General features: G+C 40.6%; 15 protein-coding genes, 1 tRNA gene and 1 pseudogene. 8 read left to right on the forward strand and 9 right to left on the reverse strand.

Features of this window, described 5'->3' with window-relative positions:
• Positions 1-169 precede the first annotated feature (169 nt).
• The 4 genes from FTT72_RS05185 to FTT72_RS05200 all read right to left on the reverse strand — a co-directional run bounded on the left by FTT72_RS05185 (position 170) and on the right by FTT72_RS05200 (position 5028).
• On the reverse strand, positions 170-1390 hold the full coding sequence (locus FTT72_RS05185; protein ID WP_180177974.1) for an OmpP1/FadL family transporter: 1221 nt from the start codon (positions 1388-1390) through the stop codon (positions 170-172).
• Positions 1391-1695: 305 nt separating this feature from the next.
• The gene (locus FTT72_RS05190; RefSeq protein WP_180004314.1) at positions 1696-2955 is read right to left on the reverse strand and encodes an OmpP1/FadL family transporter; all 1260 of its coding nucleotides are present in this window, start codon (positions 2953-2955) and stop codon (positions 1696-1698) included.
• A 538-nt stretch (positions 2956-3493) separates the two neighbouring features.
• A tRNA-Arg gene (locus tag FTT72_RS05195) sits at positions 3494-3566 on the reverse strand.
• 73 nt (positions 3567-3639) lie between these two features.
• Positions 3640-5028, reverse strand: a complete 1389-nt coding sequence (locus FTT72_RS05200; RefSeq protein WP_078189974.1) for an amino acid permease — start codon at positions 5026-5028, stop codon at positions 3640-3642.
• Between the two features lie 330 nt (positions 5029-5358).
• On the opposite strand from FTT72_RS05200, the gene prpF reads away from it, so the two are divergent.
• The 3 genes from prpF to FTT72_RS05215 all read left to right on the forward strand — a co-directional run bounded on the left by prpF (position 5359) and on the right by FTT72_RS05215 (position 8772).
• Positions 5359-6549, forward strand: coding sequence for a 2-methylaconitate cis-trans isomerase PrpF (gene prpF, locus FTT72_RS05205; protein WP_180004315.1), 1191 nt, complete (start codon positions 5359-5361; stop codon positions 6547-6549).
• Positions 6550-6755: 206 nt separating this feature from the next.
• Positions 6756-7733: a GGDEF domain-containing protein gene (locus tag FTT72_RS05210; RefSeq protein WP_180177975.1), complete on the forward strand. Its 978-nt coding sequence runs from the start codon at positions 6756-6758 to the stop codon at positions 7731-7733.
• Positions 7734-7863: 130 nt separating this feature from the next.
• The gene (locus FTT72_RS05215; RefSeq protein WP_078193048.1) at positions 7864-8772 is read left to right on the forward strand and encodes a polyprenyl synthetase family protein; all 909 of its coding nucleotides are present in this window, start codon (positions 7864-7866) and stop codon (positions 8770-8772) included.
• Between the two features lie 196 nt (positions 8773-8968).
• On the opposite strand, the gene putP is transcribed toward FTT72_RS05215, so the two are convergent.
• The 5 genes and pseudogenes from putP to FTT72_RS05240 all read right to left on the reverse strand — a co-directional run bounded on the left by putP (position 8969) and on the right by FTT72_RS05240 (position 13740).
• Positions 8969-10459 carry a sodium/proline symporter PutP gene (putP, locus tag FTT72_RS05220; protein WP_180177976.1) on the reverse strand — a complete coding sequence of 497 codons (1491 nt, stop codon included), beginning with the start codon at positions 10457-10459 and terminating at the stop codon, positions 8969-8971.
• A gap of 211 nt (positions 10460-10670) precedes the next feature.
• Positions 10671-11525, reverse strand: coding sequence for an SPFH domain-containing protein (locus FTT72_RS05225; RefSeq protein WP_078189969.1), 855 nt, complete (start codon positions 11523-11525; stop codon positions 10671-10673).
• 16 nt (positions 11526-11541) lie between these two features.
• The gene (locus FTT72_RS05230; protein ID WP_078189968.1) at positions 11542-12021 is read right to left on the reverse strand and encodes an NfeD family protein; all 480 of its coding nucleotides are present in this window, start codon (positions 12019-12021) and stop codon (positions 11542-11544) included.
• Positions 12022-12120: 99 nt separating this feature from the next.
• Entirely contained in the window at positions 12121-13044 is a 924-nt protein-coding gene (locus tag FTT72_RS05235; RefSeq protein WP_180024072.1) for a patatin-like phospholipase family protein, read from the reverse strand.
• Positions 13045-13105: 61 nt separating this feature from the next.
• A pseudogene (locus FTT72_RS05240) lies at positions 13106-13740 on the reverse strand (1-acyl-sn-glycerol-3-phosphate acyltransferase).
• A gap of 167 nt (positions 13741-13907) precedes the next feature.
• Here FTT72_RS05240 and FTT72_RS05245 point away from each other — a divergent pair.
• The 5 genes from FTT72_RS05245 to FTT72_RS05265 all read left to right on the forward strand — a co-directional run bounded on the left by FTT72_RS05245 (position 13908) and on the right by FTT72_RS05265 (position 20310).
• Positions 13908-15194 carry an MFS transporter gene (locus tag FTT72_RS05245; RefSeq protein ID WP_180065314.1) on the forward strand — a complete coding sequence of 429 codons (1287 nt, stop codon included), beginning with the start codon at positions 13908-13910 and terminating at the stop codon, positions 15192-15194.
• 127 nt (positions 15195-15321) lie between these two features.
• On the forward strand, positions 15322-16482 hold the full coding sequence (locus tag FTT72_RS05250; RefSeq protein ID WP_180177977.1) for a porin: 1161 nt from the start codon (positions 15322-15324) through the stop codon (positions 16480-16482).
• Between the two features lie 140 nt (positions 16483-16622).
• Positions 16623-18293 (forward strand): phosphoethanolamine transferase, encoded by a 1671-nt coding sequence (locus FTT72_RS05255; RefSeq protein ID WP_180177978.1) that lies wholly within the window; start codon positions 16623-16625, stop codon positions 18291-18293.
• 3 nt (positions 18294-18296) lie between these two features.
• On the forward strand, positions 18297-18965 hold the full coding sequence (locus FTT72_RS05260) for a response regulator transcription factor (RefSeq protein ID WP_078189962.1): 669 nt from the start codon (positions 18297-18299) through the stop codon (positions 18963-18965).
• Positions 18966-18984: 19 nt separating this feature from the next.
• On the forward strand, positions 18985-20310 hold the full coding sequence (locus tag FTT72_RS05265; protein ID WP_180177979.1) for an ATP-binding protein: 1326 nt from the start codon (positions 18985-18987) through the stop codon (positions 20308-20310).
• The last annotated feature ends 5 nt before the right edge of the window (positions 20311-20315 follow it).

The following is a 20315-nucleotide window of genomic DNA, read 5'->3' on the forward strand; positions in this document are numbered from 1 at the left end:
GAATAATTCAAGTGAATTTGTTTGAAAGAAGAACTTTAAAAGCTTTATTTTCACCCGATAAAATACCCATAAAACAAGAGGAAGCTCAAATGAGCTTCCTCTTGTGAAAAATTGTGGGACAGCAGTGACCAAAGGGTGCCTTTTTTTATTAGAGAAAACTCTTTATTGCTTAGAAACGGTAGCCGATTTTTAGGCCATAACCCATGGCATGGTTGTTTTCAAAGCTACCTTTTACTTCACCACCTGTTTGTGCTTGTGCATCTCCTAGCCAGAAGTATTTAACCCCAGCCTGGATAAAATAGTTTTCTGCAGGGCTGTATTGGCCGCCTAGACCGACACTCCAATAACCTTCAGTTGGACCCAAGGTGGTTACCGGGTTTCCTGCACCAGAGTCATAACCTACAGCAGCAGAGCCTGACCATTTAACGTTAAATTTATGACCTAAACCCACATTTGCAGACCATTGATCATCTGAATAATCGACAAGATTCTGCTGTTTTCCGGTGAGTGCGCCAGTTAGCTGAGATAAATAAGCAGGTTTTACTGCAAACTGATCCCAATGTACCCAGCGAATATTAGCAAAGGCTAAGGTATTTTTTGCAATGCCTGACTGTAAGTCAATGTTGACTGATTGTGGTGTAGTAATTTCCACTTTATGGTAAGTTGGAATTACTGGTTTACCCAATAATGTGCCAGTTAATCCAGGAATATATAAAGCCCCATCTGTACCAAAACCGAAGGTTTCTGTGGTATCTAATTCATGTTTAATTTCAGAGCGATAAGTCACAGCAGCTTTTAAGGCAATTTCAGGAATAGAATATGCAAAACCAGCTAACCAACCGTAAGCTTCACTTTCTTTAAGGTCAATATCATAACCGCCAAGAACTCGCGGGCCTTTATAAGCTGTACCACGTAGGGAGACTTTCGCCTTTACGCTTTGATAGACAGGTCCGGCATAAACATTCCAGTTCTCATTTGGCTGATACCCTATAAGTGCTGTAATGCTATTGGTTTTTACTTCAACAGAAGTGCCCTCCAATACACCAGTATTGGTATTTACTGTAGCAAAAGCATTAGATTCAGGCGCATATTGAGCGTCAGCTCCAAATGGCTGGTCATAAAGTAAACCCATAGATATTTTATCAGTTGCCTGAATTTTTATAGCAGCAGTAGGGAAGTAGTAATCTTCAGCCATATCGCTGACTTTATTGCCGGGATTGTCTTTACCTTGAACTTCTGGATCTAAAACAGAAATACCCGCTTCCGCATAGTTACCAGGTTGTAAAAAAGCCTGAATAGACTGGCCTGAACGGTCTAGACCCGCTGCAAATAATGATGCTGTTGGTAAAGCGGTAAGTAAAATTGCGTAGCTAAGGTGATTTAAGCGCATACTTTTCCCTGTTTGTAACTTTTGATGTTATTTCAATGTGTGGAAAGTAACATAAATAGAAAAACAGTAAATAAGAGTTGCTACTCTAAAATTGAACTAGGGAAGTTAAAAAATGAGCATGACTAGAGTATTTATTCTAGTGATTGATAATTATCTTTATGATTTTTAAATGAAAAATTAGAGTAAAAAGCTTAGTTTTTGATAAATGTTTTAGTAAATTTAAATGTTTATTGTTTGATCAAACAAGATAGGGAAAGAATAAAAAGTTAGGGCCATAGCGAACTATGGCCCGAATCATATTTAAATTAGAAGCGGTAACCGATTTTTAAACCGTATGCCCAAGCATCGTTATCTTCAAATGATGCTACTGATTCATTTGTACCAAACATTGATGCAGGTTGTGCTTCAGCATCACCTAACATGAAGTATTTAACACCACCTGCGATAAAGTAGTTAGGCGCTGGGCTGAATTGTAAACCTAAGCCAACGTTCCAGTAGCCTTCAGTAGGACCAAGTGTTGATACAGGGTTGCCTGCACCAGAATCCCAACCTACAGAAACGTTACCAGCCCATTGTTCACTCAATTTACGACCTATACCAACTGTAGCATTGATTTGATCGTCAGAATAAGCAACAAGGTCAAATCCACCAACAGGACCACGACCAAGGGCACCTAATGTTTCAGATGCTTTACCAAAAGCGGTTGGGCGAATTGCAAAATTTGACCAATCTACCCAACGTACATTTGCAAATGCGACAGTGTCGGCCATGATACCAGTTTGAAAATCAAGGTTAACAGACTGCGGTGTGGTGATCTTAGTGTCAGCACGCGTTGAAAAAGCACCGCCTAGTAGAGCACTGCTTCCAGTTTCAGTGGTTGCAGCTTCGTGATCAATCTCAGAACGGTAAGTAATAGATGCTTTTAAAGCAATTTCTGGGATTTGGTACGCTACTCCTGCTAACCAACCAACGGCACTATCTTCTTTCATATTTGCATTATATAAACCGAGAGCTTGGTTTGCTCCATATGCAATACCGCGTAGTTGAACATCACCTTTTACTGTTTGATAAACACCACCGCCGTATATGTTAAAATTTTCAATTGGTTGAAAACCTAATATCATCGAGATATTTTGAGTGTTAACTTCGACTTCCGTTGTTTCGCCCATTAATTGGAATGCGCCAGGGTTACCTGCAACTGGTAGTGTTTGATCTGTTGCACTATATTTAGCTTCTGCACCAAAAGGTTGATCATATAGTAAACCAAAAGAAAAATTATCAGTTAGCTGTAATTTTAATGCTGCGTGTGGAAAATAGTAATCACCCGCCATGTCATCTAGTGATGTATTAGCAAGAGCTCCTAATGTTGGGTTGCTAGCAGGTGCAGTGCTGTTCATCTTCCCTGAAACATTCGGATCTAAAACCGAAATACCTGCTTCAAAATAGTTCCCTGGTTGTAAAAATGCAGAAATAGATTGTCCTGAACGATCTAGTGCTGCTGCAAAAGCACCTGTCATTGGAACTGAAGCAAGAATCATGGCTGTAGCTAAAGTTTTTAATTTCATTCTTCGTCATTCCTTGAGATACGAATTTGATTTTTATGGTTACTGCATATATTCGTTATGGAAAACTTCTTAATACTCTTAGGCTTAATTGTTACTCCATGTGACAAAAATAGCACAATTAAAATAAGAGTAAATGCTCTAGATTGAAAAATATGGCTAAAAGTTGCTATTTTTAGAGTAAAAGTACTAATTAGTATATATAACATTTTGATTATTATTTAATATTTTCATTTAGCGCATTATTTTCTAAACCTAGAAAAAAATTGAAAAAATTTTGATATGTGCAGTCATAAATTGATTTTTTGGCCTTATGGACCATACTATGTGTCGTTTTTTGCATTGAGAGGTAGGTGGCTAGCACATTTTAAAGCGCTATTTAACTGTTCTTAAAAATAGTCTTTGAACAGTAATCTTTGTAAAAACAATAACTAAGTTAAAAACTGTAATTGATGGGTTTTTAGTGTGAAAGGTTCTTTCTTTATATTTATTGGTATATGGGGGATTACAAATACAGGGAGGAGGGATATCTCAGAAATTGTGCGCTCTGCGGGACTCGAACCCACGTCGGTCGCTTAGGAGGCAACTGCTCTATCCAGTTAAGCTAAGAGCGCAAGACGGAGGCTAATGTACTCCTATTTTAGCTAAAAAAAAAGTTATTGCCGAAACAATAACTTTTTAAATTACTTAGTCTTTATGAACTTCATTGGGGTCAATGTCGCTCAAATCTTTAGGATTAAGATAGTTAAACATTAATAACATGACTGTAATCCAAACAGGGATCATTAGAACAGATTCCATAAAGCCCTGAGTCCACATAATAAAGAGAACTAAAGCAATAAAGATCAGAACGATGTAGTTGCTGACTGGTGCCCAAAGTGCAGGATAAGACGTTGTAAAATTCAAAATACGTTTTGCACGACGGAACTGTAAGTGAGTCATGGTAATCATCGCCCAGTTAAGGACAAGTGCACCAACCACCACATACATTAAGTGACCCAGCGCATCTTCAGGTACGAAGTAGTTTAAGAGTACGCAACCGAAAATCAGGACTGCAGAAAGTAATACCGCTGGAATTGGCACGCCACTTTTGTTGGTTTTTGCGAAAACTTTTGGTGCATTACCTTGCTTCGCCAAGCTGTAAAGCATACGGCTATTGGCATACATACCGCTGTTATAAACAGACAGTGCTGCAGTTAAAATAATGAAGTTCAGTAAATGTGCAGCCCAATCAATACCCAGTTGGCTAAAGATCATCACAAATGGACTTTTGTCTAAACCACCTAGTTCAAGCTGATTCCATGGCACAAGTGATAATAGAATAGTCAAAGAACCCACGTAGAAAATCAAAATACGAAAAACAACTTGGTTAATCGCTTTAGGAATAGTTTCTTTTGGATTTTCAGCTTCCGCTGCCGCCATACCAATCAGTTCAATACCACCGAAGGCGAACATCAAGAAAGCCAGCATGAAGAATAAGCCTTCAAAACCATTTGGGAAGAAGCCGCCCTGACTCCATAAGTTGGTAAATGATGCGGTTGAGTTGGCATCTGCAGTCAGTAGCAAATACAAACCAAATACGATCATCGAAATAACTGCAGTGACTTTAATAATCGACAGCCAAAACTCAGATTCACCATAAAACTTCACATTACCTAAGTTTACTAAAGTAATGATCACGAAGAAAAACAGTACAGATGCCCACGCTGGAATATGAGGCCACCAATAATTGATGTATTTCGCAACAGCGGTGAGTTCTGTCATTGCCACTAAAATATAGAGAATCCAGTAGTTCCAACCTGTTAAGAAACCTGGAAATTTCCCCCAATATTTATATGCAAAATGGCTAAATGAACCCGCTACAGGCTCATGGACGATCATTTCACCCAACTGACGCATAATTAGAAAGGCGATCAGACCGCCAATGGCGTAGCCGAGAATGATGGATGGTCCAGCAGATTGAATCACATGCGCTGAGCCCAAGAATAAGCCTGTACCAATTGCACCACCCATGGCAATCAATTGAATATGACGATTCTTTAAGCCACGCTTGAGTTCGGAGGAATTGGTAGTCAAGTTACTCTTCCCGAGAATGGTTTAATTTTGGTAATTGTAATGTATAGAGAATGAATAGCCTAGTAGCTCAAAATTTATGAAAAATATTTATAGGTTTAATAACCTATTTTTCGTTTTAAATGCTGAATTAAAAATTTATGAATCAATAGATTAATTTTATTTTAATTGAAATTCTGATGCTTGGCTTTATATGGAAAAGGTATCGAATGTTGTTTTTTTATACTTAAGTCATGTGATTGTTAAAACTTCAATTAAACATTGTATGATGCAAAAGCGCAGAAAAGAACGCTCTGCCAAAACACAATGATAAAGATTAAGGATTCAATAAAAATGAGTTTTGCTCCCCAAATTAAAATTGCAGCGACTTATATGCGTGGTGGTACAAGTAAAGGTGTATTTTTCAAGCTAGATGATTTGCCCCTTGCAGCACAACAAGCTGGAAAAGTTCGCGACCAACTTTTATTACGTGTGATTGGCAGTCCAGATCCTTATGGCAAACAAATTGATGGGATGGGTGGAGCGACTTCAAGTACCAGTAAAACCGTGATTTTGGCAAAAAGTTCACAGCCTGAGCATGATGTAGACTATCTATTTGGACAAGTGTCGATAGATAAAGCATTTGTCGACTGGAGTGGTAACTGCGGAAACTTAACGGCAGCGGTTGGTGCATTTGCCATTTCAAATGGTTTGGTTGAGGCATCACGTATTCCTGAAAATGGTTTGTGTACGGTTCGCATTTGGCAAGCCAATATTCAAAAAACCATTATTGCGCATGTACCTATTACTGATGGTGCAGTACAAGAAACCGGTGATTTTGAACTAGATGGTGTGACCTTCCCAGCAGCCGAAGTTCAAATTGAATTTTTAGACCCCGCAGATGATGGTGAAGATGGCGGCGCTATGTTCCCTACAGGGAATTTGGTCGATACCTTAACCGTACCCGATGAAGGCAGTTTCCCTGCAACATTCATTAATGCAGGTATTCCAACAATTTTCTTAAATGCAGAAGATATTGGTTATGTCGGCACTGAACTGCAAGATGCGATCAACGGTGATGCTAAGGCATTGGCCCGTTTTGAAAAAATCCGTGCTTATGGTGCGCAGCAAATGGGTTTGATTTCAGATATTGCTGAAGCAGAGCAACGTCAACATACACCAAAGATTGCATTTGTTTCAAAACCGAAAGCTTATACATCTTCGAGTTCTAAACAAATTTCAGAACACGATACGGACTTATTGGTTCGTGCCTTGTCGATGGGGAAACTGCATCATGCCATGATGGGCACAGCGGCAGTTGCCATTGGTACAGCAGCTGCGATACCGGGGACACTTGTGAACTTAGCCGCGGGTGGTGGGGAGCGAGAAGCCGTGCGTTTCGGACATCCATCTGGGACGTTACGTGTAGGTGCGCAAGCGATTTATGAAAATGGTCAGTGGGTCGTTAAAAAAGCCGTAATGAGCCGAAGTGCGCGTGTCTTAATGGAAGGCTGGGTGCGCATACCTGCGGATAGTTTAGATTAAGCATTTAACATCTCATTTGAAATCAGCCTCTGCTTTGCAGGGGCTTTTTTTTGCCTTTATCTTTTATATGAATAAGCAAATCATGAATTGGTATATATTTTTATATAATATGAACTGCATTTAATATTAGAAAGTTTCTGTGATTTATGTCAGATTAATTTTGTTAGCATTTTGCGTAGCTTTGCCCTGAAAAAAGTAGCGAAACCATGCTTAAAAAAGACTTAATAAAATCGGAAATACCTACTGAACAATTGGCTGTATTAGAAGCGTTGCCAATGCCTGCTGCGTTATTTTCTGCGACAGCTGAGCTGATATGCGCCAATCAAATATTTAAACATCGATTTCAGTCAGACTTACAAGAGATCGTATTAAATCACGTGTCTGTGATGCAGCAAAAAACCAAAGCCACAAGTTCTGAGTTTGATTTACGCTGTTTAGAGAACGATAGCATTGAACCCTTTATGTATAGTGAAAATGAACGGCATTATTGGTTCACGCTCAAACCAAAGTTTCAACAAAGTGGCGATTTGGAACATGTACTGTTGTGCTGTGCGGACATTACAAATTTAAAGCAATTCGAATTATCGCTGTTGAAACATAACCAACAACTCGAACAACAAGTTTATTTTGATTATCTGACAGGGATAAAAAATCGACGTGGATTTGATTTAGACCTTTCTCAGTGGCAAAAAAGCTTCGCGGTTGAACAAGCCGATGAAATATGTTTGATGATGCTCGACTTAGACAATTTTAAGCAAATCAATGATAGCTACGGTCATGCGTTTGGCGATGAAGTTTTAAGAAAAAGTGCGCAGCTTTTAAGGGTGCAAATTAGTCAACACGCAGATGCACAAATATATCGCATGGGTGGGGAAGAGTTTGCAATGATTTTGCCACGCACGGCTATATCGACTGCATGTTCGATTGCACAACAATGTTGTGAGCAAATCTATGCTTCTTCGATGAATTATGCGGATAAGGCTCTACAACTGAGTATCTCATGCGGAGTGGCCTTGTGGGATGGAACAGAGTCATTTTTTGAAACATTGGCACGTGCCGATCAGGCTTTGTATCAAGCCAAGAAAGGCTCGAAAAATTGTACCTGTTTTAATGATGGACAAAATGTGGCGCTATTTGAGGAAACGACATTTAAAAAACCATCAGACTGTAGGAAAAACACATAGATTTAGGCCGTAACATAGAGAAAGATTTGAGAAAGCAGTATGATGCAACAGGTCAAAATTGACAGAAAACATTAGCAGTCGATTTGCTAATGAACGAAGCAGTTAAATATTTAAAGTATTTGAGGTGAATGTGTCTTCTTTAACAGACGTTTCCACACATGCCCTGACAGAAGCGCAGCAGCGTATTCAGCAGGATTTACTGACAGCGCTTGATGCATTTTCAATTCCAGAACCCTTAAAAGGGGCGGTGTATCATGCTGTGATGTTGGGTGGAAAACGCGTTCGACCGGCACTTTGTTATGCAACAGCAGCGTTAAAACCCAATACCAATTTTGCAGCCGTACGCCGTGCTGCTGTGGCGATTGAATTTATTCATTGCTATTCATTGGCACACGATGATTTGCCGTGTATGGACAACGATTTACTCCGTCGTGGTCAACCAACTTGTCATGTGGCTTTTGGTGAAGATACGGCTTTACTTGCTGGCGATATTTTACAATCGATGGCTTTTGAAGTTTTAGGCAGCCGTCTCTTTGATCAAGGCCCAGCCGTTGAAGCGCCGATCATCTTGAAGCAAATGCAAATTTTAGCGACTGCAACTTCAAAAATGGTCAATGGACAAGTTCTAGACTTACAAGCGGAAGGCAAGCATGTCAGTCAGGATGAACTGGAAAATATTCATCGAAATAAAACCGGCGCTTTAATTTCTGCCGCAATCATGATGGCGGCAGTGACAATATTTAATGGCACAGATCAAGCCATTCCTAAACTCCGTGAATTTGGTCTTGCGATTGGTTTAGCCTTTCAGGTGCAAGATGATATTTTAGATATTATTGCTGACACTGAAGCATTGGGTAAAACTGCAGGTAAAGATCAACAAGTGGATAAATCCACATACCCTGCGTTGATGGGTCTCGAGCAAGCGCAAGCTTATGCAGAAGAATTACATGCTCAAGCGCTTCAAGCTTTGGATTATTTTGCAGAAGATGCGGCAGAATTACACAAGATCACGCAGTTTTTATTAAAACGTCAAAGTTAATATGACGCAGTAAAAGACCTCAGCCCACACATGTAACATGTTGTGGGCTTTTTTATATTTTGTATATTTGGAACAGAAGTCAATAAACCATCTACGGAATAGCTAAATGGATGAAATGATAAAAACAAAAAAGGACGCTAGGCGTCCTTTTTTGCAGATATTAAAAATTAGAGCTTAAATTTAAGTGCTATTGGTCTTAAATACTTTCTTTATAGATACGATCTGCTTCTTCAAATTTTTCAGTGACTTCAGCAGATGGTGCTTTGCCCATTAAGCTCACAATGATGATTGCAAGTAGTGAGCAGATGAAGCCCGGAATAATTTCATAAACGCCTGTATCGCCCCAGAGGTTTTTCCATAGAATGACCATGACTGCTCCAACCACCATACCGGCTAAAGCACCGTTCAATGTCATACGTTTCCAGAACAATGACATGATAATCAGTGGGCCAAATGCAGCACCAAAGCCTGCCCATGCATATGCGACGAGACCAAGAACTTTAGAGTCTGGATTACCCGCCATATAGATCGCAAGCAACGCAATCATTAACACCATAATACGGCCGACCCAAACCAATTCTTTTTGTGAAGCATTTTTGCGTAAGAATGATTTATAAAAGTCTTCAGTTAATGTACTTGAGCAGACTAAAAGCTGACAGCTGAGGGTACTCATGATTGCAGCTAAAATCGCAGCCAATACGATACCTGCAACCCATGGGTTAAATAGAATTTTAGTCAATTCCATAAAGACCGTTTCAGGGTTTGCTGTAACGACACCTGCCAGTTCTGGATGCTGTTGGAAATAAGCAATACCGAAGAAGCCTGCTGCAACTGCGCCACCGAGGCAGAGCGTCATCCATGTCATACCAATACGACGTGCATTGGGAATCGATTTAACAGAATCTGCTGCCATGAAGCGGACTAAGATATGCGGTTGACCAAAATAGCCTAAGCCCCATGCTAATAAAGATATGATTGCGACAAAACTTAAGTCTGCAAATACATCCATGGCTTGAGGGCGTGCTGCTTCTAGTGCCAGAGTGAACTGGGTTAAATCAGAAAACGACAACATGACCACGATAGGTGTCAGCAGCAAGGCAAAAATCATAAAGCCCGCTTGAATGGTATCGGTCCAACTCACAGCAAGAAAGCCACCAATAAACACATAGCTCACCGTTGCAATGGCACTGATCCAAAGCGCAGTGCTATATGACATACCAAACATACTTTCAAATAATCGAGCGCCTGCAACCATGCCTGAAGCACAGTAAATTGCGAAGAAAATCAAAATAATAACAGCAGATACGATACGTAAGATTTTCTTTTGATCGTTAAAACGATTTGAGAAATAGTCAGGTAGGGTCAAGGCATTATTTTGAACTTCGGTATGTACACGAAGACGACCTGCCACAAGTAGCCAGTTGAGCCAAGCACCGATGATCAGACCAATTGCAATCCACATTTCAGATAAACCTGAAAGGTAAATCGCCCCCGGAAGACCCATGAGCAACCAACCACTCATATCCGATGCACCTGCAGAAAGGGCAGTGACAAAGCTCCCTAATCGGCGGCCACCTAAAATGTAGTCAGAAAAGTTACTGGTCGCACGGTATGCAAGTAAACCGATCACGACCATGGCGACAATATAAAAGAGAAAGGTAATTAGGGTGGGATTCAGGGAGCTCATACGGTATCCGCTTTGGCGTTGGACAATTGCGTTTAATTAGGGGACTCAATGGGATTTGCCTAAGCCAAGTAGGTGAAATCGAACGATAAGTCCTAAAACGTCAAAAAAATAACGTGAAATTTAAACATAAATTCACAAACTTTGCCTTCTTTTTTGTTTTGGGCATAAAAATGGGCCGTATGTCACGACCCATTTTTATTAATGTGAAGATTTAGTTATTACGTCCCATCACACCACGAATCGTATTCAGTACATCCGCAGGTAATACCACAGTTTTGGCATTATTAGATTTAGCCATATCTTGCATGGCTTTGACGTATTGTTCACCCAGTAAGTACGCAACTGGAATTTCTTTATCGCCGACGGCTGAACTCACCATTTCAATTGCACGTTGAGAAGACTCTGCCAGTACCACTTGAGCTTCTGCATCACGACGAGAAGCTTCTAAACGACCATCCGCTTCCAAAATAGCCGCTTGTTTTTCACCGTCTGCCTTGGTCACTGTCGCACGACGTTGACGTTCAGCGGCCGCTTGCTCTTCCATTGCCGCTTGCATGGTATGAGAAGGTTTAATATCTTGAATTTCTACAGTTTTAAGCGTAATACCCCAGTCAGAGATATCATCAGAAATTGCGGCTTTAAGTTTAGCCTTAATATGATCACGCGATGAAAGTGCATCATCGAGGTCCATTTCACCGACAATAGAACGTAAAGAGGTTTGAACTAAGTTTTGGATTGCCCATGTGTAGTTTTCAATACCGTAAACTGCTTTTTCAGGCGTTGTTAAATTGATATAAGCCACAGCATTCATCAGCAGTACCGCATTGTCACGTGTGATCACTTCCTGAGAAGGAATATCTAAGACGATATCTTTGGTTGTGACTTTATAAGCCACTTCATCAACATACGGAATCACAAAGTTCAGTCCCGGATTGAGCGTGGTATGGTATTTACCTAAACGCTGAACAATCCATTTATAACCTTGGGGAACAATACGGACACCTTTAAAAATGGTGACGGCTACAAAAACTAAGAGCGCTAAAAAAACAATAGAAACACCAGACATGTCATTTCTCACTTATTTATGGATTGTCAGTGGGGTGGTTGCTGCTGTGCAGTTGGACGACTAAATCATTACCTAAAATATCGGTCACGCGAACACGGTCGCCGACTTGAAGTGCATCTTGGGTACGGCAATGCCATTCATCTGAACCTAAAACAGGCATTGGGAAGCGAACTTTAACGCTGCCATGATTGAGCTGGGTTTGAATCACCATACCCACTTGGCCAATCGTCGCTTCACGGGACAGACCTGCTTTGGTTTTATCAATGGATAAAGGCTTAATAAATTTGAACCACAAAAATGTGCAGAGCACGGCAAAAATAATCCAAACCACAATTTGGACATTAAAGTCCATGGATGGAAAGATCCAATATAAGATCCCAACCAAAATTGCAGAAACGCCAAACCATAGCGCAGCAAAAGACGGCAAAATCAGTTCAAAAAGCATCAAAGCGACGCCCAATACAAACCAGTGCCAAGGTTCTAAAATAAATTCCATACATCTACTCTTATATAATGGTGAATTGATATAGATGAACCAGTATCTATATCAATGTAGCAGATGTATAACTCAATGAATATAAAAAAAATCGTTGAATTATATTTTCGCTTTTGGTGCTGGTTTAAAGGCCGCAGGAGACTGTTTAAAGTTATCGATCGCCTTAATAATGCTATTCACTTTGAGCTGTGCGGCTTTTTCACCTTCTAAAATCGTTGCATTGCTCGACTTTAAATCGAGTGTACCAATATGTCCTACTTTAGGTTGAATCACGAAATTGGCATTTTTCAGTTCTTCATTAATACTTTGTTGTCCCATGATGTTAATGGTTTGATCGAGTAAACCAAACATGCTTACGGCTTTGCTACCGTCAGGACGCGCAGAGATATCAACTGCAATCACAATATCTGCACCCATATCACGTGCCGTTTTCACTGGAATCGGGCTGACTAAACCCCCATCGACATATTTCACCCCTGCAATGGTTGCAGGTACAAATACATTTGGAATGCTGCACGATGCACGTACCGCTTGGCCTGCATTACCACGGTTAAATTCAGTTTTACTGCCATTATCCAAACGGGTGGCTACGGCAGCAAAGCGCTTTGGAAATTGTTCAATTGATTTATTGCCGACGTTTTTATTAACAAAGTCTTGCAGTTTTTGCCCTTGAATAATGCCTTGGCTATTTAAGGTTAAGTCACGAATATCGGACTCTTTAAAGTTCAGAGCCAATTGCTGCATTTGATAAGGCGTTTTACCGCTGGCATATAAGCTGCCGACAAAACTACCCGCACTGGTCCCAGTCACAATCTTAGGTTTAATACCGTGCGATTCAAGCACTTTAAGCACACCAATATGAGCAAAACCTTTGGCACCGCCACCACCGAGCGCAATCGCGATCACCGGTTCACGTGCTTTGGCTGGTGTAGGTGTCGTGGTCGCAGGCGTTTTGGTTGCAGAATCACAGCCAGTGAGTGCCAATACAAAGAGGCTAGGAATCAGGTATTGCAAAAGTTTCATGGGTGAAATCTGATGGTTAAATATACAAAGTGCACATCACATCAAAAAAATAGCCATTTGACTAGGGCTTTTTCCAGTGCTTTTGTAACGGCAAGGCCAACCATTCGGGATTTTTCGGGGAAAATTTGCCATCATAAATCTTCAAAATTTTTTCAAGATCAGTTTCAAAATCTCCACTAGGTTCAAAAACACCCAAGCAATGAATGGTTTTCTTTGCATAATCAAAGCTAAACATCACAATAGGTATCTGTGCTTCATAGGCAATATAGTAAAAACCACTGCGGATTTTATCGGCTTTTTTTCGTGTTCCCTCAGGTGCCATTCCAATCCAAATTTGATCTGTCGCTTGGACAATCTCAGTAATTTCACGCGTCAGTCCATGTGGATTTTCACGCTGCACAGGGATCACGCCGACCCAATCCAAAAGTGGTTTTAAGGGGGTATCAAAAAGGGTGTTTTTACCAAAATGGTTATTTTTATCCCGATTCCAAGCAAGGCGAGAAAACCATGCCATGCATCTATATTAGAAGTATGCGGAGAAATGATCGCCACAGCTTTGGCAAGGTTGGGAAATTCGCCGTCAAATTTCCAACCTTGTGCCAAAAAAAGTTTTTTAAAAATAGCGCGGCTCAGAGTGGAACCACGTGATGGGACTTGATCGGGCAAAACCGGAAATAATTGAGTCTTTTGATTCATTGCATATTCTTATATAAGTGAAATCCATTTTCGACGTGATGTACTTTAAAAATACGGCATCAGCATTGACCTTATCTTAGGTCGATGATTTTTTTAGATCATTGGCAAAATAGCCGCATTTTGACTACTCTAAATGTAACTTCAGCGCATTCAACATTTAGGAACTTATGATCCAGCTTCGTCAGCTCTATCTTTTACTGTTTTCCTTATATTGGGCGCAAGGGTTACCTGTCGGTTTTATGACACATGCTTTACCGGTGATTTTAAGAGCGCAAGGTGTGTCTTTGGCGCATATTGGTGGCTTTGGATTACTCATGCTGCCATGGTCGATCAAAGTTTTTTGGGCACCGTGGATTGATCGACATGGTTCAAGGTCCAAAGGGCACTATCGGAGTTGGATTATTCCAATGCAGTTGTTGTCCGTGGTGGTCTTGGTCTTCCTGTCTTTTTTGCCGATCCAAAGCTTGAATGAACCGATGTATCTGCTGCTGTTTTTTGTGGCTTTACTCAGTATGAATTTGGTCGGTGCGACTCAAGATGTCGCAACCGATGGCTTGGCTGTCAATATTTTAAAAACTGACCAACAGCACTGGGGCAATACCTTTCAGGTGATTGGTTCAAGACTCGGTTTTATCGTCGGTGGTGGTGCTGTGCTTTGGGCCTTGGATTGGTTGGATTGGCAAGCCACATTTCTGTTTTTAGCGGCATTGGTATTCATCAATACCATCCCTATTTTTCTCTATCGAGAACCTTTAAAGCCACAGCTCAACATAATTTCCTCTCAAGAGAATGATAACAACCATAAGCATACTTCAGCCTTGTTCTACGCTATTCGCCAGTATTTGACTTATTTTTCTCAAACTAAAACCCTCACACTGTGGCTCATGATCTTATTGAGTTTTAAGCTTGCAGATGGGCTGGCAGGACCCTTACTTAAGCCGCTGATGGTCGATTTAGGATTGAGTTTTAGTCAAATCGGTCTGTATGTCACCATGTTAGGTGCGGTGGCTGCTTTAATTGGGGCGGGGCTTGCAGGTCTAAGCTTGAAGTATATTTCTCGGGCGCAGGCTTTGGTTTTCTATTCGGTATTGAAAATATTCAGCTTATTAGCCTATGCATGGCTGGCTTTACAGTTCGAGGCTAAACGGCAGGTTCATGAATGGCTGATCTATGGGATCAATGCTGCCGAAGACATGATTTCAGCCATGCTGCTCGTGATCATGCTGACTTTGGTGATGCAATATAGTCGTAAAGCATTTGCAGCAACGGACTTTACATTTCAGGTTGCCATTATGGCGACGGTGAGTGGGGGGCTGTATAGCATCAGTGGCATAGTGGCCGATCAGTTGGGTTATAGCACTTATTTATTTTGGATCACAGGTTTGGCTGCATTGAGCTTAGTCCCGATTCTATTTTGGGGAAAAGCATCAAAAAATGACCAAAATCACTTCTAAATCATGATTTTGGTTGTTTTTTATCAGCTAAAGCACTAAAAGAGCAATGCAAATATTATTTTAATAATTTTGTAATATGTTTCGCGTGTGTAATATCTGTTACAAAATAATTTAAGGAAAATTTTTGATGAAAACTAAGTTAGCAGCGGCTATCGCATTGAGCCTTTTGGCTGGGTCAACCTTTGCAGCACCAACCTTCTACGGTGAAATTGATGCGTCAGTTGATTATTTACCTGAAGATAATAAAACGGGTGTTTCAGATAAAGATGTCGTTGAAATCAGTTCAAACAGTTCTTTCTTGGGTTTAAAGGGCGATGAAAAACTGACTGACCGTTTAAGCGCAGTTTATGCAATTGAATGGGCATTTAACTCAGACGGCGAAGGCGACGACTGGTCTAAGCGTAACCGCTTCGTTGGTTTGAAAGATGCGAAACTTGGTACATTGAAAGTTGGTGCACACGATACCCCATTAAAACAATTGTCTAGTCCGGTTGATACATTCAACAACTACGTGGGTAACCGTGCTGATGTTACAGGCATCATGACTGGCGAAAACCGTGTAGATAACGTTGTTGTCTATGAATCACCAGCATTTAAAATTGCTGAAGGTGCAATTAAAGTTAATGCATTGCTTGCAACAGGTGAATCTTCAGGAATCAAGAGCGACAAAGGTGTAGTAAAAACTGCAGGTCGTGGTCTTGGCGATGCTTGGTCGGCGTCTGTTGTCTATGACAGCCCCGTTGTTGTCGCAGGTTTAGCCTATGACAAAGCCATTCCATCGAACTTTGGTGGCGTAGGGACGCTAAATAGTGGTACATATACCGTGAATGATAAAGTTGTTTCAAATTCTGAAATAACTGGAACCAAAGTTTTTGCGGCAGCCAATACCGTTCGTGCGATCGGTCGTGTAAATCTTGAAGGTGGTTTAGCACTGAAAGCTTTATATCAAACGTCTGAAGTAGAAAAAACACCATATTCAAGCAAAGAAGACACAAACACGAATGCAGAGAATGCAGCAAATATTGATGATGCTCAAGGTTGGTTAGTCGGCGCAGAATACAATCTACCTTCTGCAAAAGCTTGGACAGTCAAAGCACAATATAGTCAAAATACCACGACTTATAAAGCAGGTGAGGATTACGAAGCTCAGCAATTCATTGCAGGTGCGGATTATGCATTTAGCAAACAAGTGAAAGCATATGGCTATGCGGGTTACTTGGCACTTGAACAAGGTCCAGATGAAAGCGAACAACCTGTATTGGGTACAGGTCTAGAATTTAAATTCTAAAACTTTGATTTAAGTTGTTCAAAAGGCGATGTTTTACATCGCCTTTTTTGATTTTTCTTGTTTGGTTTTGATCAGTTTTAAGTGATTTTTAAGTTTGAATTTTTAGATTAGGGCATCAAAGATCAATAATTGATGCCAATATGCTTCAGGTCATAGCTAAAATACAGCAAAAAATTCCAAGACTTAGTTTAAGTCAATTTAACCTCGTGCTTGCCTTATGGCTTGGGGTGGTTTTGAACCTCGCGTTTTATCAGCAAATCCAGCAGCTCACACCTTATACGGGGCTGAAGGCCGGACTATTTTTAGCGGCAACCGTACTGGTGGTAGTGGCACTTTATAATGTGCTGATGCAACTCCTGCAATGGCGATGGAATTCAAAACTTTTGGCGAGTGTTTTGCTGATCATTGGTGGCTTGAGTGCTTATTTCGTCAATAGTTTAGGCGTGACCATTACATCTGACCAAGTGCAGAACATGATGCAAACAGATGTAAAGGAAGTGCAGGATTTAATCTCGCCACAATTTTTTATCTGGGGCTTTGGACTGGTTATTTTGCCAGTGCTATTGATCTGGCTTTTGCCACTGCATAAAGAAGCCCTAAGCACGGTCGTAGCCAAAAAGGGTCTACATATAGTGCTATCGCTCATCCTTTTGGGTGCTTTGCTGTTTGTTTATTTTGTCGATTATGCTGCGATCTTTCGTGAGCATCGTGACTTAAAAGGCATGCTCTCACCACAAAACAGTATCGCTTCGACATTTTCCTATTATCACAAAAAAGCACCGAAACAGAATTTGCCATTGCTGAACTATGGTGAAGATGCACATATGGTTGAAAACGTAAGCGCCAAAAGCTTACCAAAATTGATGGTCTTAGTGGTTGGTGAAACTGCGCGCGCGGAAAGTTTTTCACTCAATGGTTATGCTAAAAATACCAATCCTGAACTCAGTCAGCAAAATATTATCAATTTTAGCCAAGTCAGCTCATGTGGCACCGCAACCGCTGTGTCTGTTCCTTGTATGTTCTCGGGTATGCCGAGAACCGAATATGATGAACAGCTTGCAAGTCATCGCGAAGGTTTACTCGATATTGCACAGCGTGCAGGCTATAAGGTGACGTGGCTAGATAATAATTCAGGCTGTAAGGGCACATGCACACGTGTTGAAAAATATGAATTTCCTGAAGCGCTGAAGAAAAAGTGGTGTGATGCCGATGGCGAATGTCATGATGAAATCTTAGTGGATGGTTTGAAGGTATATTTGGCTTCGATCCCCAAAGCAGATCCAACTCCCCGTTTGATTGTATTACACCAAATGGGCAGTCATGGCCCTGCTTATTTCAAACGAAGTACCGCAGCGTTTCAAAAATTTAAGCCAACCTGTAATAGCAATGCCATACAGGGATGTAGCTCTATAGAATTAATAAATAGTTATGACAACAGTATTATTTATACCGACCATGTGCTGAGTGAATTGATTAACACCTTAAAAGTGACTGACCACTATCAAACAGGACTGTGGTATTTGTCCGATCATGGCGAGTCGACAGGTGAGCATGGCTTATATTTACACGGTTCTCCATACGCAATTGCACCGTCACAGCAAACCCGTGTACCGATGTTGATGTGGTTTTCACCGGCGTGGCAAAAAAATAATTCAGCGCAATATACTTGTTTAATGGCACAAAAAAGCCAAAAATTAAGTCAGGATAATCTATTTCCATCGCTATTAAGTTTGCTCGATGTGCAGACTCAGGTGATTGATGAAAAAAACAATATGTTGCAACAATGTACTTCAGTACAGCGCAGGACTTAAGCCATGCACAAAATACTTATTATTGAAGATGATTTCATGATTGCCGAATCGACTAAAACTTTGTTGAACTATCAACAGTTTGAAGTCGAGTGGGTGAATAATGGTATCGATGGCTTAAAGCTCATAATGCAAGGGGGGATTGATATCGTCTTGCTGGATCTGGGTTTGCCGATGATGGATGGTATGCAAGTCCTGAAACAAATTCGTCAAATGCAGCCTAAATTGCCAGTGTTAATCATCTCGGCACGTGATCAATTACAAAATCGTGTAGATGGATTAAACCATGGGGCAGATGACTATCTGATTAAGCCTTATGAGTTTGATGAATTACTTGCACGGATTCATGCACTCCTTCGACGCACAGGGCTGAGTTCAGTCGAAGCACCACAGAAAATTTTAAAACATGGTGAATTGATTTTAGATATCGAACAGCATCTTGCACGCTATAAGGGTCAATATGTCGATTTATCTAACCGTGAATGGGCCATATTGATTCCACTGGTAACGCATCCGAATAAGATTTTTTCGAAAGCTAATTTAGAAGATAAGCTTTATGATTTTGATAGTGATATCAGCAGTAATACTATTGAAGTGTATGTGCATCATCTTAGAACAAAATTAGACAAAGATTTTATTCGCACCATTCGTGGTTTAGGTTATCGACTCGGTTAAGGCAAAGGAATTATCAACCATGCAGCAGCCTTATTCTCTGAAAAAGAGACTAATTATTTATGTTTCTGTTTTCAGTATGCTTTTGGGCTGTCTTTTGGTGTTTTCAGCTTATCGAATTGCACTTGAAGAAATTAATGAAATTTTAGATGCGCAAATGCAAAATATGGCGGAACGTGTTGCAGAGCATGATCCGCAGCCCATTCGCAGCGAATTTGATCAACATAAGCATTATCATGAAGAAGATTTATTTGTCGATGTATGGACCTATCAATCCAATGCGCATCAAACCCATCAATTAAAATTATTGGTCGCGCCTCAGCCCAAAGCCGGTTTTTATACCCACAGTACCCAACAGGATGAGTGGCATACCTATATTTTGCCACTCGCAGATCGGCAAATTCAGGTCAGTCAGCAAGAATCGGTTCGACAGCATCTTGCAGCAGAATTGGCCAGTAGTATGTTTATTCCCTATTTGGTTTTTATACCTTTTGCATTAATCGCTTTGGGATGGTTGATTCAACGCAGTTTAAATCCACTGGAAAAATTTAAAAAAGAACTGGCAAAACGGGATGCCTTTGAACTTTCTCCAATCTCTCAAATGCCTTATCCAGAGGAAATTGCGCCGACCATTATTGAAATGAACCAGTTGTTTGAACGAATTTCGTTGTCGCAGCAGGAACAGCGCCAGTTTATTGCTGACGCAGCGCATGAGTTACGGACCCCGATTACCGCACTGAATTTGCAAATGCAGATTTTGCTACAAAAATTTCCACAAGATGACGCTCTACAAAATTTGAGTAAAGGTTTAATTCGTATTCAGCATTTGGTGAGTCAATTATTGAGTTTGGCAAAACAAGATGCCTCGGTCTTTGAACTTGAGCGCAAACAACATTTTGATCTTAAGCAAGTTGCAACCAATTGCGTGGAGCAACTGGTACATTTGGCGATGCAAAAAGATATTGACCTTGGCATGGAGCAACAACAAAGCATTTCCTTATATAGTCTTGAGCCAACCGTACATTCAATCATTTTTAATTTGATTGATAATGCGATCAAATATACCCCTGCACAGGGCGTGATAAATGTCTCTGTCTTTGAACATGCGGGGCAGGCGGTTATACAGGTTGAAGATAGTGGGCCTGGCATCGACCCAGCTTTATATGAGCAAATTCGAAAACGCTTTTATCGAATTTATAATCATGAAGAAATTGGAAGTGGTTTAGGCTTGGCGATCGTGGATAAGGCCGCTGCGCATATTGGTGCACGTTTAGATTTCGCGAAAAGTGAAACGCTGGGTGGGTTGAAAGTAACGATTCAGATTCCGCTAAGACCTTTAAACTCCTAATTATT

This window comes from Acinetobacter sp. YH01005, assembly GCF_013420465.1.
Classification (GTDB): Bacteria; Pseudomonadota; Gammaproteobacteria; order Pseudomonadales; family Moraxellaceae; genus Acinetobacter; species Acinetobacter amyesii.

Coding starts and splice junctions, on each gene's coding strand:
- FTT72_RS05185 (WP_180177974.1), bottom strand. CDS start 1,390: ATGCGCTTAAATCACCTTAGCTACGCAATTTTACTTACCGCTTTACCA.
- FTT72_RS05190 (WP_180004314.1), bottom strand. CDS start 2,955: ATGAAATTAAAAACTTTAGCTACAGCCATGATTCTTGCTTCAGTTCCA.
- prpF (WP_180004315.1), top strand. CDS start 5,359: ATGAGTTTTGCTCCCCAAATTAAAATTGCAGCGACTTATATGCGTGGT.
- FTT72_RS05210 (WP_180177975.1), top strand. CDS start 6,756: ATGCTTAAAAAAGACTTAATAAAATCGGAAATACCTACTGAACAATTG.
- putP (WP_180177976.1), bottom strand. CDS start 10,459: ATGAGCTCCCTGAATCCCACCCTAATTACCTTTCTCTTTTATATTGTC.
- FTT72_RS05225 (WP_078189969.1), bottom strand. CDS start 11,525: ATGTCTGGTGTTTCTATTGTTTTTTTAGCGCTCTTAGTTTTTGTAGCC.
- FTT72_RS05230 (WP_078189968.1), bottom strand. CDS start 12,021: ATGGAATTTATTTTAGAACCTTGGCACTGGTTTGTATTGGGCGTCGCT.
- FTT72_RS05235 (WP_180024072.1), bottom strand. CDS start 13,044: ATGAAACTTTTGCAATACCTGATTCCTAGCCTCTTTGTATTGGCACTC.
- FTT72_RS05245 (WP_180065314.1), top strand. CDS start 13,908: ATGATCCAGCTTCGTCAGCTCTATCTTTTACTGTTTTCCTTATATTGG.
- FTT72_RS05250 (WP_180177977.1), top strand. CDS start 15,322: ATGAAAACTAAGTTAGCAGCGGCTATCGCATTGAGCCTTTTGGCTGGG.
- FTT72_RS05255 (WP_180177978.1), top strand. CDS start 16,623: ATGCTTCAGGTCATAGCTAAAATACAGCAAAAAATTCCAAGACTTAGT.
- FTT72_RS05260 (WP_078189962.1), top strand. CDS start 18,297: ATGCACAAAATACTTATTATTGAAGATGATTTCATGATTGCCGAATCG.
- FTT72_RS05265 (WP_180177979.1), top strand. CDS start 18,985: ATGCAGCAGCCTTATTCTCTGAAAAAGAGACTAATTATTTATGTTTCT.